This is a genomic window from Candidatus Spechtbacterales bacterium (assembly GCA_040879145.1).
GTDB lineage: Bacteria > Patescibacteriota > Minisyncoccia > Spechtbacterales > 2-12-FULL-38-22 > JAWVZY01.
This window is the reverse complement of sequence record JBBDKX010000001.1, coordinates 1-12,722: the sequence shown is the minus strand read 5'-3', so window position 1 is coordinate 12,722 and position 12,722 is coordinate 1. Positions and strand designations below refer to the sequence as shown.

The 12,722-nt window shown below is 42.6% G+C and carries 12 protein-coding genes; 2 read left to right on the top strand and 10 right to left on the bottom strand.

What is annotated here, in order from left to right; genetic code table 11:
* Nucleotides 1–123: 123 nt before the first annotated feature.
* From WDZ40_00060 to lepB, 9 genes are all read right to left on the bottom strand, one after another.
* Entirely contained in the window at nucleotides 124–2,448 is a 2,325-nt protein-coding gene (locus tag WDZ40_00060; protein MEX0877240.1) for an ATP cone domain-containing protein, read from the bottom strand.
* A 217-nt stretch (nucleotides 2,449–2,665) separates the two neighbouring features.
* Nucleotides 2,666–3,859, bottom strand: a complete 1,194-nt coding sequence (gene ftsZ, locus WDZ40_00055) for a cell division protein FtsZ (protein MEX0877239.1) — start codon at nucleotides 3,857–3,859, stop codon at nucleotides 2,666–2,668.
* Between the two features lie 172 nt (nucleotides 3,860–4,031).
* Nucleotides 4,032–5,276: a cell division protein FtsA gene (gene ftsA, locus WDZ40_00050; GenBank protein ID MEX0877238.1), complete on the bottom strand. Its 1,245-nt coding sequence runs from the start codon at nucleotides 5,274–5,276 to the stop codon at nucleotides 4,032–4,034.
* Between the two features lie 33 nt (nucleotides 5,277–5,309).
* The gene (gene ybeY, locus WDZ40_00045; protein ID MEX0877237.1) at nucleotides 5,310–5,732 is read right to left on the bottom strand and encodes an rRNA maturation RNase YbeY; all 423 of its coding nucleotides are present in this window, start codon (nucleotides 5,730–5,732) and stop codon (nucleotides 5,310–5,312) included.
* Nucleotides 5,729–6,181, bottom strand: coding sequence for a GatB/YqeY domain-containing protein (locus WDZ40_00040; GenBank protein MEX0877236.1), 453 nt, complete (start codon nucleotides 6,179–6,181; stop codon nucleotides 5,729–5,731). The genes ybeY and WDZ40_00040 overlap by 4 nt, the downstream gene beginning before the upstream one ends.
* A 315-nt stretch (nucleotides 6,182–6,496) precedes the next feature.
* Nucleotides 6,497–6,820, bottom strand: a complete 324-nt coding sequence (locus tag WDZ40_00035; protein MEX0877235.1) for a 30S ribosomal protein S21 — start codon at nucleotides 6,818–6,820, stop codon at nucleotides 6,497–6,499.
* A gap of 77 nt (nucleotides 6,821–6,897) precedes the next feature.
* On the bottom strand, nucleotides 6,898–7,224 hold the full coding sequence (locus tag WDZ40_00030) for a histidine triad nucleotide-binding protein (protein MEX0877234.1): 327 nt from the start codon (nucleotides 7,222–7,224) through the stop codon (nucleotides 6,898–6,900).
* 150 nt (nucleotides 7,225–7,374) lie between these two features.
* On the bottom strand, nucleotides 7,375–8,700 hold the full coding sequence (gene hisS, locus WDZ40_00025) for a histidine--tRNA ligase (GenBank protein ID MEX0877233.1): 1,326 nt from the start codon (nucleotides 8,698–8,700) through the stop codon (nucleotides 7,375–7,377).
* A 5-nt stretch (nucleotides 8,701–8,705) separates the two neighbouring features.
* Complete coding sequence (lepB, locus tag WDZ40_00020) at nucleotides 8,706–9,263, bottom strand: signal peptidase I (protein ID MEX0877232.1); 558 nt, start codon at nucleotides 9,261–9,263, stop codon at nucleotides 8,706–8,708.
* A 174-nt stretch (nucleotides 9,264–9,437) separates the two neighbouring features.
* Here lepB and WDZ40_00015 point away from each other — a divergent pair, with 174 nt between their 5' ends.
* Together WDZ40_00015 and pth are read left to right on the top strand one after the other, a co-directional pair.
* Entirely contained in the window at nucleotides 9,438–10,400 is a 963-nt protein-coding gene (locus WDZ40_00015) for an LCP family protein (protein MEX0877231.1), read from the top strand.
* Nucleotides 10,401–10,512: 112 nt separating this feature from the next.
* Nucleotides 10,513–11,115, top strand: a complete 603-nt coding sequence (pth, locus tag WDZ40_00010) for an aminoacyl-tRNA hydrolase (GenBank protein ID MEX0877230.1) — start codon at nucleotides 10,513–10,515, stop codon at nucleotides 11,113–11,115.
* A gap of 606 nt (nucleotides 11,116–11,721) precedes the next feature.
* On the opposite strand, the gene WDZ40_00005 is transcribed toward pth, so the two are convergent.
* A partial coding sequence (locus WDZ40_00005; protein MEX0877229.1) for a hypothetical protein occupies nucleotides 11,722–12,722 on the bottom strand: 1,001 nt, incomplete at its 5' end.

Sequence of the window (12,722 nt, the reverse complement as noted above, 5' to 3'; positions counted from 1 at the left end):
ATACTTACATTATATCAAACAACAACATTCAACCCTAATGCTAACCACATTAGGTTCACCTATTGCAACCTTAAACAAAAATACACCGCTAACGGTGTATTTTTGTTGAGATTTTTTAATTTATTAAGCAGTTTCGCGGGATTCTTCGTGGTCGTGTGCCACCGTGTCCGCCGGACCTGTCATCTCCTCTATCTCGCAAACCCCACCAACACATGCAAGCTCCTTTGCACCTTCGGTGTTGTCATCACGCTCATATCCCACAATTTGGGCAAAGTCCACATCGGGCATTGAGGCCGCCATCTCTTCGTACTGCTCTTTTGTAATTTCTTCATATGGTGCTAAGGCATAGTGGTGGTCATTCCTCGGAAGGAAGCTTAATCCCCCAAGTATGTCCCAATTTTCATAAAGCCAGTGGGCTGTGTGTATCCACTCCTCGTCATTAAGAGAAACTGTTACCGATGGGTTATGTTCTGTAAAGTTTTCCTTTATACTCTTCCAGTGCTTAAGCTGATCTAATGCTGTAAGCTGTCCGCTTGTTATCGCGTTGTCAGGAGCTTTAACCGGAAACTCAAGAACAAAAGTAGTTGCGGTTTCGGGATCCTGTCCAATCTCGGGCTTATGAGGAAACTTCTGGTCGCGAAGCATATGAAAAAGCGGGTCAGTTGCAGATATTCTAACGCGGCGAATATAGTATTCTGAATGCCTGGCATGCATACCACTGGCTGAATCTACAAGCTGAGAAACGGTTCCAGACGGCTTAACACATGTTATCGCACTAGACGGATTTATTTTCATTTTTTTAGCATACTCTTCATTAACCCTTATGGCTTCGGCTTTAAGTTTGGGAAGAATTTTGGGATCGCGCGCGGCTTCTGAATCCCACTGTCCTGTGAGAGATACTCCGAGCAAACGCTCTTCTTCACAGTTTTTCTTCCACTCTTTAGACAGATAAGGAAAGTTGGTAAGAGAAGACTGATAAGTCCCTAAAATTGTTGCGAGACGCACTTTTCGCATAAGAGTCTCTTCTGTGTCTTCGCTTCTGCATACTACCTCTGAAAGGTTGCAGAACTGCTTGCTTCGCAGGTTTATCTCACCGCATGGATTAGTTCCCATGTCGGCCCAGTGCGGGGCTGTTATCTTCCATCGGCGTTCAGGCATCTGATGTTTTAAGCCGGCTCTGTTAAATATACCCCTCTCACCTGTGCCACTTTTAGCAAGCGCCAGCCACTCTTCCATAAATTCCGTGGTTGTGGGTTTTTTATTATACGCGGCTGAATTATTCGCCATTTGCCGCTGTGGCTCAAACATGTAAAACTTGCCCTCTTTTGCGTGGCGCATCTCTTTATCGTCTAAATCAGATATAGATATAAGAGCGCTCCGCCTTACACCTCCGGCAACTACAACCTCTCCTATTTTACAAATAATATCGTGGACATCCAGATTAGTAAGGCGCTTCCCTTGTTTTTCAAGTATCTTTTCGCGCGAAAACTCCATAAGATTTTTAAGAGGTTCAGGTCCGGAACTTCTGCCACCCATCGTTAAGAGTCGCGCTCCGGCAGGGCGTAATTGCGAGTAGTCAAAATCTATATCTTTACCGTCATACCAAGTCTTAAGAGCGAGAGTTAAGGCATCGCCCCACCCTTCTTTTGAGTCTTTTATAACATGAGTTTTTAACTTATCTCCGGTTTGCGGTTTTATTATAGGCAGTTGTTGGACATTCTTGCTTTCCGCGGAAAAACCTACTCCTGTTCCACACATGGAAAGATACATAATCTCTGCAAAATCCTCCAGGCGGTTTGGGGCTATATAGGAACAGTTGTAACCGGTAACGTTGGTTTTTCGCGCCGCATCTCCAGCACCCCACATAAGGCGCATGGAAGGCATAACTTCTTGTTTTAAAATTGCTTCGCGAACTTCCGCATACTCCTCTTCACTTAACGCGTTTGAGATATTCTCGCGCATAAAATCTACATAACGATCTACTGTCTCGCTCCATGTCTCTCGCCTTCCCTCGTCCTCTATCCATCGGGAATAAGTCCTGTAGTAGATAAACTCGCCTAATTTGTTTTTAAAATATTTTTTACTCTCTGCCGCTTTTTTCTGCACATGTTCGGGAACATGTCTTTGACTCTCACGCACCTTGGCACGTTCTCTTCTGTAAACGATGTATTCCTTCGCTGTCTTTGGAAACTCCATCAGAATAAGCGCGTCTTCAACAACATCCTGAATTTCTTCAATGGTTAAAACCTGTTTTGAGGGATATTTTTTAACAAGCAACTGGACAACTTTATCCGATATTCTTTCAGAGTCCTTTTGAGGATTGCCCTCTTCCATCTTAGTCATTGCTTTTCGGATTGCGCTGGTGATACGGGACTGTTCCCATTCAACAACACGCCCGTCTCTTTTTCTTACTCTTTTAAATGGAGTTGTGAAAGGAATACGTGCCATAGTTAGTGTTCTTTTTTATCCCTTGTGCCAAGAGGTAAAAAATAAAATAAATTTATTAGGGGTATGGAATTAGTTCCCGATGAGAATTTCTCTAAGTGGTGTTTTATTTTAACACGAGTCAAGCGAAGTGCCCTGTGGAAAAATAATAAGTGTTATCTTTATTATACCAAAAATGGCACGCCGTGTGGCGTGCCATTTTAAAAATTTAAAAAATAGATTATTTCATCTTCTTTCTAATAAATGTCGGGATATCCCAATCCTCTTCTTTGTCATCATCGCCGTCAACAGCGCTCTTTTCTTCTTTGTTATTTTTAGTAGCCAGCTTAGGAAAGTCATCTTCGCGATTTACCTTTACTTTTTCTGCCACAGCTTCATCTTCTATCTCATCTTTTTTAAAACTTGCGGTGCGTGCTGTAACCGCAGAGAAATCCAATTCCTCTGTATTGCTTACAGGCATGTCTGAAAACCCTGTGGCTATTACTGTAACTTTCAAAGTTCCCTTTTTGAGTTTGTCGTCTATTACAGCCCCAAAAATAACTCTGGCATCGGGATTAATTGAATCTGTTATTATTTTAGCCGCATCATTTATCTCGCTCATTGCCAAGTCTTCACCTCCCGCAACACTGAACAATACTCCACGTGCTCCATCAATTGCGATATCAAGCAAAGGAGAGCTAATAGCAGCGCGAGCAGCTTCCATTGCCCTCTCTTCACCACTTGCTAGACCAATTCCCATAAGCGCGCTTCCCGCCTCGCTCATTATTGCGCGTATGTCAGCAAAATCCACATTGACCAAACCGGGCTGTATAACAAGGTCGCTTATACCCTGCACTCCCTGGCGCAAAACATCATCTACTGTCCCAAAAGCATTTATCAAAGAGGTCTTTCGGTCTATCACCTGAAGAAGGCGATCATTGTTTATAACAATTAAAGTATCCACGTGCTCTTTAAGTTTGCTCAAACCCTCTTCTGCAATACGCGCGCGCTGAGCTCCTTCAAAACTGAAGGGGCGTGTAACGGTAGCTACTGTTAGTGCCCCTGAGTCACGGGCGGCTTCCGCAATAACCGCTGAAGCGCCTGTACCGGTTCCTCCTCCCATACCGCAGGTAACAAAAACCATATCGGCACCTTTAACAGCATCTTGTATCTCGTCCCGATTTTCTTCAGCTGCCTGCCTTCCTATTTCCGGATTCATACCGGCTCCGAGACCGCGTGTTAAGTTCTTTCCAATATTTATTTTAAGAGGAGCGTTTGAGTGATGCAGAGCCTGAGCGTCCGTATTAATAGCGACGAATTCCACGCCTTCTATTTTAGAGTCAATCATCCGGCTGATAGCGTTGCAACCCGAACCACCAACTCCCACAACTTTTATTTTTGCAAATGTTTCTATGTCAGGTTTAATTTGAGCCATAATAATAAATTTAATTTTAGGGTTAAATCCCGGGGCTTCTTTTTACTTTTAAAAATATTGAAGCCAAACTTTGTTCAATAGTGTAGGTTACAGAAAATAAACCAAAAAGTCAAGGCAAAAATAAAAAGCCTGTGAGGATTTTGTCTGTATTGGGTTTATAAAACTTTTAAACCTATGGCAGAAGAGAGCGCATCCACTTTTTCACCTTGCTTCCTGCTCTTGCAAATGAGGCAGTTCCCGGTCCTGAGAACGAACGCGCGGTATATTCACCCTCCTCATATCCGTGAAATATAAGCCCGAGAACAGCGGCATATGAAGGGTCGTCCATAGAAGTTGTGACACCCTCAACATCCCGTGGAAATCCTATCTGTACAGGCAGGCGTAATTTCATTTTACATGACTCTACTATATGAGGAATCTTGGCACTGCCTCCCGTAAGTACAACTCCTCCCGGAAGAAATGCCTCCTTTCCTATGGAGCTAAGCTCCTTGTTTACCATATCAAATATCTCAAAAAGACGTGCCTCTATTATCTCTACGACAGCTTTGCGATTTACAGCCTCTGTTTCATTCGGGTCATACTGAGATAAATCTATTGTATCTCTCTTTGGTATCTCCGATGCCAAAGCCATGCCATATTCCCGCTTAAGACGCTCGGCCACATCAACATTAATACGGAGACCTATTGCCAGGTCGTTTGTTATATTGTCCCCCCCCAAGGGAAGTATGTTCGCGTAAATAAGATTACCTTCTTCAAAAACTGCCAACTCGGTTGTGCCGGCTCCTATGTTAAGACAGAGAACACCTAGATCCTTTTGTCGTTTTGAGAGCACGGCTTCCGCGGCAGCAATAGGTGCTAAAACAAAGCCGTCAACATCAACCCCGGCGTCATTTACACACTTTGTAATATTTTTAATGTGAGCCGTTGAACCCGCTATTATTAAAGTATCCGCCTCAAGTCTTAACCCTTTCATTCCATTAACATCGCGTAGTCCGGACTCATTATCTAAAATAAACTCTCTCGGTATGTTGTGTAAAATCTCCCGATTCTGGGGAAGTGTAACTGTTGCGGCAGCTGTTTTTACGCGTTCTACATCTTCGCCTGATATTTCCCCATCAGCACGTGAAACAGCAACAACACCTCTTGAAGGCATGCTTGTAATATGATTACCGCCTATACTGACATAGGCGCTGCCTATTGATACCCCCGCCATCTTTTCAGCTTCTTTGACTGATTTGCTTATAGAAACTATGGCATCCTCGGAATCGCTTATCATTCCTTTGCGTATTCCCGCGGAGCGAGCTCTGCCCATCCCCATTATCTGTGGTAAGGGAACATCATTTGAAAACGAAGCAATAACCGTATATATATAACGAGATCCTATATCTATTCCACAAATTATATGTTCCCTAGCCATTAAAAAGATTAAAATGAAAAGTTGACTGAAAAATTAATTATTATTCTTTAATACCTTGTTTATAATCTCTACCTCTTTTTCATGTTGCTTGGTATGTCCATTCTTTTCATCTTCTTCGTGGTGTATTCCGAGAAGGTGTATGGTGCCATGAACCACAACGTGGCAAAACTCCCATTCAAAACCTTCTTCCCCTGTGCTTTCCTTTATGTACGAAGGACACACAACTACATCCCCCGCATAATCCTCTTCTTCCGAAGAAAATGTTAAAACATCCGTCGCGCCCTTTTTGTTATAGTACTTTTCATTTAACTCCCTTATCTTGTCCAAACCTGCTATTACTATACTGCAGGAAATGTCTTCGTTTTTACCGAATGCCCGCACAGTCTCCCGAACGCACTTTTTGAGCATCTCCTCGTTCACATCAAAAGAGGTCTCATTAACAACACGACAGATCATTGCAGTTTTTTCCTAACTAATAAGCTTACTAAAGAACCATCTGCATTGTTGCCCACCTGTGCCATCACCTCTTTCATCACCTTGCCAATATCCTGCATTCCTGCTGCCTCTGTTTTCTCTATTATATCATCAATTATCTTCTCAAGCTTGTCTTCAGACATTTGTTCAGGAGCGTACTTTTCTAAAATTTTTTCTTCCGCCATCTCTTCTTCCACCAAATCGCTTCGGCCACCTTTTTCATACTGCTGGCGAGCCTCTTTTCTCTTTTTTATCTCGCTTAATATTATTGCTTCCACCTCAACGTCACTCAAACCCTCTTCTCTTTTACCTAATTCTATTTCCTTGTTTTTAAAAGCCGCACTAAGCGAACGTAAAACAAGGGATGCCTTCTCATCCTTTTCTTTTAAAGCTGTTTTTATATCAGACTGTATCTGGTCAACTAAACTCATAGTTTTATGGCTAAGCCCTTTGGGCCGCCATCTCCCTAGGCTATGCCGGGATGGCGACTTTACGTCTAGCCACCGGCCGTTAGGCCTAGGGAGATGGCGAGTTACCCCGCCCTAATTTTGCTTGCTGTGAATGGCGGCGCACTCGCTACGCCTGCCTGCCGGCAGGCAGGCTCGGGGTTATTCACCCTCTGCGCCGCTGCGTTAAACAATTATCTCTAATTACAAGACTGTTTGATAGTTAGAAGGCAAAATTACGGTGGGGTAAGTTCTTTCTAAACTCAAATTTCGCTGTGCTCGTTTTCGTTAATAAATCACTTATTTTACCTTTCCCCACTTGCGCAACTTTGCGTACTCTTTCCTGCGCTCCGCACGAACCAAGGCACTCTTTCTTCTTGCCTTTTTATTCTGCTTTGGCTTGTAGAAAGACCTTCCACGCACTTCCATCAAAACTCCGCTTCCGCGAACCTTTTGTGTAAAGCGCCTGCTCAGGCTACCAACAGACTCTCCCCCTTTTTTACGGACTTCCATTCCGGTTCTTGTGTTTTTGTTTGTTGTATTTACCATGTTTCTTTCTACCTGCGCCGCATTCTCTAACACGGCAGGCAGGCCTGCCTGCCGGCAGGCAGGCGCTTCGCTCAATCAAATTCAAAATTTAAAATTTTGGAATTCGCTTCGCGAAATAATTTAGTTTTTTAATTTTATATTGTAATTTACATTTACTGTTCTTTCCAGCCCCCCAACACATGCAAGTGGATGTGTAGCACTTCCTGACCACCTCTTTCCCCGACATTATAAACAAGCTTGTAACCTTCTTCTATTCCTTTTTCCTTTGCGGTTCTCTTAGCGGCCAGTACCATTTTTCCTAAAAGTTCGGAATCTTCTTCTGCTACATCGTTTATCGTTGAAATATGTTTTTTAGGTATAACCAGGTAATGTACCGGGGCTTTTGGGGCTATATCTTTCAATACCACCAAATCGTCATCTTCAAACAGAAATTCACCCGCTACCTCTCCTTGTATTATCCTGCAAAAAATATCTGCCATGAATAGTTAGTGAGTGTAAGCAAGCTTGCTTGCGCAATACGAACTTACATTCATGAGCACCGAGCACTCAATCTTAATTTTTTAAAAAATTAAGATTGAGTGCTCGGTGAGTACTACTAAGCTCACGCTTCTCGTTCGCTAAGAATTACTTTACCTTTTCTTGCTTAACCTCTTTTTAATCTCTTTAATCAGCTTTTCTTCAGGTATTGTCTCCTGGGTTCCTGTGTCCATTTCCCTTATTATTGCAACTTTATCTAAAACCTCTTTTTGTCCTATTATTATTGCCAAATCAGCCTTATATTTGTTTGCCAGTTTTAACTGCGCGCTAATAGAATCCCTACCCAAAGCCTCTCTTGCCGCGATACCTTCTTTGCGGAACTCTTCAAACAGAAGAAACGCCCTCTTTTTTGCCCTGTCTCCAAGTTGTACAACAAAAACTCTTGGTCCCTGAGGCTTCTTAGGCAATTTATCATTAGCCTTCATCGCCTCAATTATTCTTTCAACACCCATTGCAACACCTACGGCGGGAGCATCATTTCCTCCCAAAAATTTAACGAGATTATCATACCTGCCTCCTGATGCAATTGCAAGTCTTTTAGGGGTGTCGCCACCTTCAGAAATTGACGGAGTTTCTGTAACATCCCCCAAAAATATCTCAAAAACTGTTCTTGTGTAATAATCCAATCCGCGCACAAGATGAGGATTCAGTATGTAGGGTATATTTACAAAATCAAGAATTTCTAAGACCTCTTTAAAGTGCTCATTACAGTCATTACAAAGATCATCCACTATCTGGGGAGCCTCGGTCTTAACTCTTTGGCACTTTTCCTGGTCACAGTCCAAAAGGCGCAAAGGACTGCTCTTGTACCTTTCGCGGCAGTCCGCGCAAACTTGTTTTAACCTATACCTGTAATAATTCTTTAAAGCTTTTATATATCTGGGGCGACAAGCTTTGCACCCTATGGAGTTTATCTCCATACACACCTGCGTCAGGCGTAAACGTTCTAATATTTTGAATGTTGTATTTATTATTTCAGCATCTCTTGCAGCATCTTCTTCCCCTATTGTCTCCAGTCCAAACTGGTAAAACTGGCGAAACCTGCCACGCTGTGGTTTTTCGTGTCTAAACATAGGACCTCCGTAATACACCTTAACAGGAGATGTCCATTTTCTCATTCCATTTTGTATAAATGCTCTTGCTACTGATGGTGTCCCTTCAGGGCGAAGAGTTAAACTGTCTCCTCCTTTGGTTTTGAAAGAAAACATCTCCTTTTGCACAATGTCAGTCCCCTGTCCTGTTCCTTTTTCAAAAAGCTCGGTCTGCTCTATCATTGGCGTATCTATCCTCTCATAATTATAAAAGCCTGCTGTGTCTTCGGCCATCCTCCAAAAATACTGCCAGATGTATTGCTCATTAGGCAAAATATCGTGCATTCCTGTGGGTGTTCTAAATTGTTTCTTTTTTTCTTTTGACATATAGTTTAGTAAGCTGGTGCTTCTATTACACCAAATTGTTCAAAGGGCCATGCGCGTACAAACACCTTGCCTATTATAAAGTTTTCGGCCAACGGCCCCCATCTTCTTGAGTCGTAGCTTGCGAGGCGGTTATCTCCCATAACAAAGTACTCATTTCCATTAAGCTCTACCTCCAGTGTTCCGTCTGTATTTATGTTGCGTATGTAATCTTCTTCCAGAGTCAGGCCATCGGGATTGTCGTCACTTACTACTGTAACCCCCCCGTCATTTACAATAACTGTTTCACCGGGAAGGCCGATTATTCTTTTTATGTAAAACTGCGAAGGATTTCCCGGGAAGCGAAAAATTATAACCTCGCCTCTTTTTGGTTCTGAAAAACGATATGATATTTCATCAACTAAAAGGTAATCTCCCTGCTGATATGTAGGCTCCATACTGGCGCCCCTCACAAAAAATGGCTGCACCACAAAGTACCTTATCGGTATAATAATGACAAGCGAAATAAGGATTATCTTAGAGATATCCCATATAAAATCTAATGTTCCGCGAAGTTTTTCGTTCATGTCTGTAATTGTGCAAAATCGAACTGATTTCCCGACAGTGCAACCTTATATTATCACAATAAATATGGCTTGGCAATTACCCTAAAATCCTTATTTTAAAGCATAATCCCCACTTTACTAAATGTATTTAGGGGGCTATGCTGAAGCTGAGGATTAAAAACAAAAATAACAATAATGAAGTTTATAAAAAGCAAAACAGTGCTTGCCGCCATAGGTTCTCTGGCTCTGTTCGGAGTAGTATTGGGTGTTGCCTGGGGGCTTTCACATCTTGCCGGCAGTATACGCCAAACCGCGCAGATGGAAACACCTGCGGACATAAAGAGCCCGGAAAAAATAACTGTACCCTCTTTTAAAACCTTGGCTGAAAAAACACAATTACACTCGGAAAACGGCAAAACAAATATACTGCTTCTGGGAATAAGCGGCGAAGATTATATATCCGGAGATGTCGCGGACACAATAATACTACTGAGCTTAGAACACGAAACTCAAAAGGCGTATTTATTTTCTCTTCCCAGAGACCTTTGGATATCTCATGATGGGGCGTTCCAAAAAATAAATGAACTATACAGATTGGCAGGAGGCACTGAAATTCCGGACGCGCAAAAAACAGAAATAATGAAAAGTAAGGTTAGGGAAATAACCGGGCAAAATATACACTACTCTATTGTTATAAACCTTGCGGGTACAGAAAAGGTTGTTGATTTAATAGGCGGCGTAGAAACCGAAGAGGGTCACAAGAACGGAGAGGAGGCATTGTTCTACATACGAGACAGAGGCAGGGCCGGGGGGGATTTTGACAGAATGGCAAGGCAACAAAAACTTATTATCGCGATACTGGAAAAAATAAGCAGTGGAGATGGCCTACTAAATGAGGATAAAGGGGACATAATTGAAACATATCAGGAATATTTTTCAACAGATATATCTATATTGCAATTCCTGCAAATAGAACCGGTGCTCAACAAAATGGGCGCGGACAGTGTAGAGATGTACACAATTACACCTACTCTTAATAATCTGTTATACTCAGATATGACAGACTCTAACGGACAAATGCTTTACACACTGCACCCGACAGCGGGATATGAAGACTATTCACAAATTCAAAGTTTTATAGATAAAACTTTGAATTAATTTTAAATTTCTAATTTTTAATTTTAATTAAATGTATTAATGTCTTAATTTTTAAAACATTCGGTCATTAGAATTTTATTCAAAATTCAAAATTCAGAATTCTTTTTTCATCATGAAATTAAAAAAAACCATTACAATTGTGGGCCTGGGCAATCCGGGACAAGAATACAACAATACTCCCCATAACGCGGGGTACGAGGTTGTTGATTTAATAATGAATGCTCTTGAAAAAGAAGGGGTGGAGTTTAAAGAAACCGAAACCAAAAAAACGCTGTACTACACAGGAAAAACAAAAGACAGAAAAGTAGTTCTGGCAAAACCACTAACTTTTATGAACAAGTCAGGTCTTGCCATAAAGGAGCTTGTAGATGCTAAAAAGTTAAATCCAAACTCTTTTATCCTTGTACACGACGATGCGGATATTCCCTCAGGATCAATACGAATAAGTTACAACGCAAGCTCGGGAGGGCATAAAGGCGTGGAAGATATAATAAGAAAACTAAAAACAAAAGACTTCTTAAGGTTTCGCATAGGAGTAGGAGGTCAAAAGCGTCCTCGTAAAAGAACGAAAACGCAGATGAATAAGCTTGTCGTAGGCAAAGTGGGAGGCAAAAACAAGCTCTTGCTTTCCAAAAGCGAAAAGCTCGCGACACAGCTAGTACTGGATGCTGTAATTACAGGAGAACTTTCAGAGCAGAAAAATTATAAATTATAATAATGTTAAATAAATGTATCATCCTTTTTGATACATTTTACAAAAAATGTATCACGAGCTGTGATACATTCTTTTATGCCATGGTATCTATCTCTTTTGATACATTCTTTTATGCCATAGAAAACACAATAATCTATTAAAATAACCCCTCACTTGCGAGCAAGTGAGGGGTTATTTTAATAGGTATTTTAAACAAAAACTGCTGAGGTTAGACTTCAGCAGTTTTTTGTTATTGAGTAACTATGCTTACAGATCCCCCAATAATTCTTCCTCCTGTTGCTCTAAAAGCTTACGCTTAGATACAACAATATCTTTATACTTATCCCAAAGTTCTTTTGCAGATTCCTCATCAAGCTCTACAATTATATCGTCTACGCGCCACGTTTGTTTCTGATGAATAAAAACTCTTTAGCACCCTCTGAGGGTGCTAAAGAGTTTTCTTTTTTGGAGAATGTTTAATATTGTATTTTCTATTTGCTGGCCGAGCACAAAGGTCACATGCCTGGCGAGGTCCGACCTCGCCAGGCATGGTTTTTGGAATGGGTGGAAACTATATCGGCTTGGATGCAAGCATCCAAGCCGATACCAAAATTCAAAATCTACGGACTACCGGGCACAGCGGAACCCAATGCTCGCGTTCGTGCTGGAAGGCGCACTGTTGAAGTGCGCCGTGAACGCGCCGGCAACCGCGCCATTGCTCCAGTCGCCGCCGCGTAGCGGGGCGCGAATTAGTGTTCCGTCTGGCTGGCTGTACAGCTTTCCTACGCCGTAGGTTGAGTCCCATGCGTCGTCCTGGGGCCTTATGTTTGGAAAGCTTTTAAATGTTGTTAGTGCTGTGTATTCAATGTATTCGCCTGCGGGGGTGGCGTCTTTGGGCACGTCGTTTTGTATTGCAAGCTGGTTTGTCCATTCCCACACGTTTGCGGAGAAGTCCCATATTTCGTTGTTGTTTGAGAGGGTGTGGCGGGCTTTAGTGTTGCGGCCTGTGCCGAACTCAGGGTCGGCGCCGTCATAGCTTACCGAGTCTGTGATGCCGACATTGCCGCGGAAGAGACCTCCTGCGCTGGCTACGGTTGAACCGATGATGCCGTCTGCCCAGTTGGCAGAGTTGTTTGCTATGTTTTCTGCAATTGTCATCCATTCGTTCTCTGATATCAGGTGGGAGCCCGCGTCCCTACACTCTGCTATGGCGCTCTCCTGGGATATTGATACCCATGGGGTTGAAGCTGCCTGGCTTATTGCGTTTCCAGCTCCGTCGTCTTTTGCTTCGTACTTCATTACGCAGAAGCCCGGGAGGGTTCCGTGTTTTGCAGAGCCGGGTACCCATATATATCCTGTTGGGCAAGATCTTTGGTAAGAGTCTGCCTGAACAGCACCCGTTGTGGTTATGCTTGTTGTGTTGTTTATGGTTAGGTTGTCTGCTGTGTTAGCATCGGGAAGTATTCCTGTTATTTCTGATGCCAGGTCTATTAGTTGGCCGAGGAGAGATACATTTGCGCTTAAGGCTCCGTCTGCTACTGTTGAGCTTGCTCCTATGGTCAGAGTATCTGAGATTTCAGAATCTCCCCATGTAAAGCCGAGAGTTCCTGTTCCTACGAGTTCTCCCT

What these genes read in the sequence shown, in the direction of transcription:
- WDZ40_00015 (MEX0877231.1), top strand. Translation starts at nt 9,438, where the DNA reads ATGAAGTTTATAAAAAGCAAAACAGTGCTTGCCGCCATAGGTTCTCTG.
- ybeY (MEX0877237.1), bottom strand. Translation starts at nt 5,732, where the DNA reads ATGATCTGTCGTGTTGTTAATGAGACCTCTTTTGATGTGAACGAGGAG.
- lepB (MEX0877232.1), bottom strand. Translation starts at nt 9,263, where the DNA reads ATGAACGAAAAACTTCGCGGAACATTAGATTTTATATGGGATATCTCT.
- hisS (MEX0877233.1), bottom strand. Translation starts at nt 8,700, where the DNA reads ATGTCAAAAGAAAAAAAGAAACAATTTAGAACACCCACAGGAATGCAC.
- WDZ40_00060 (MEX0877240.1), bottom strand. Translation starts at nt 2,448, where the DNA reads ATGGCACGTATTCCTTTCACAACTCCATTTAAAAGAGTAAGAAAAAGA.
- pth (MEX0877230.1), top strand. Translation starts at nt 10,513, where the DNA reads ATGAAATTAAAAAAAACCATTACAATTGTGGGCCTGGGCAATCCGGGA.
- ftsZ (MEX0877239.1), bottom strand. Translation starts at nt 3,859, where the DNA reads ATGGCTCAAATTAAACCTGACATAGAAACATTTGCAAAAATAAAAGTT.
- WDZ40_00040 (MEX0877236.1), bottom strand. Translation starts at nt 6,181, where the DNA reads ATGAGTTTAGTTGACCAGATACAGTCTGATATAAAAACAGCTTTAAAA.
- WDZ40_00030 (MEX0877234.1), bottom strand. Translation starts at nt 7,224, where the DNA reads ATGGCAGATATTTTTTGCAGGATAATACAAGGAGAGGTAGCGGGTGAA.
- ftsA (MEX0877238.1), bottom strand. Translation starts at nt 5,276, where the DNA reads ATGGCTAGGGAACATATAATTTGTGGAATAGATATAGGATCTCGTTAT.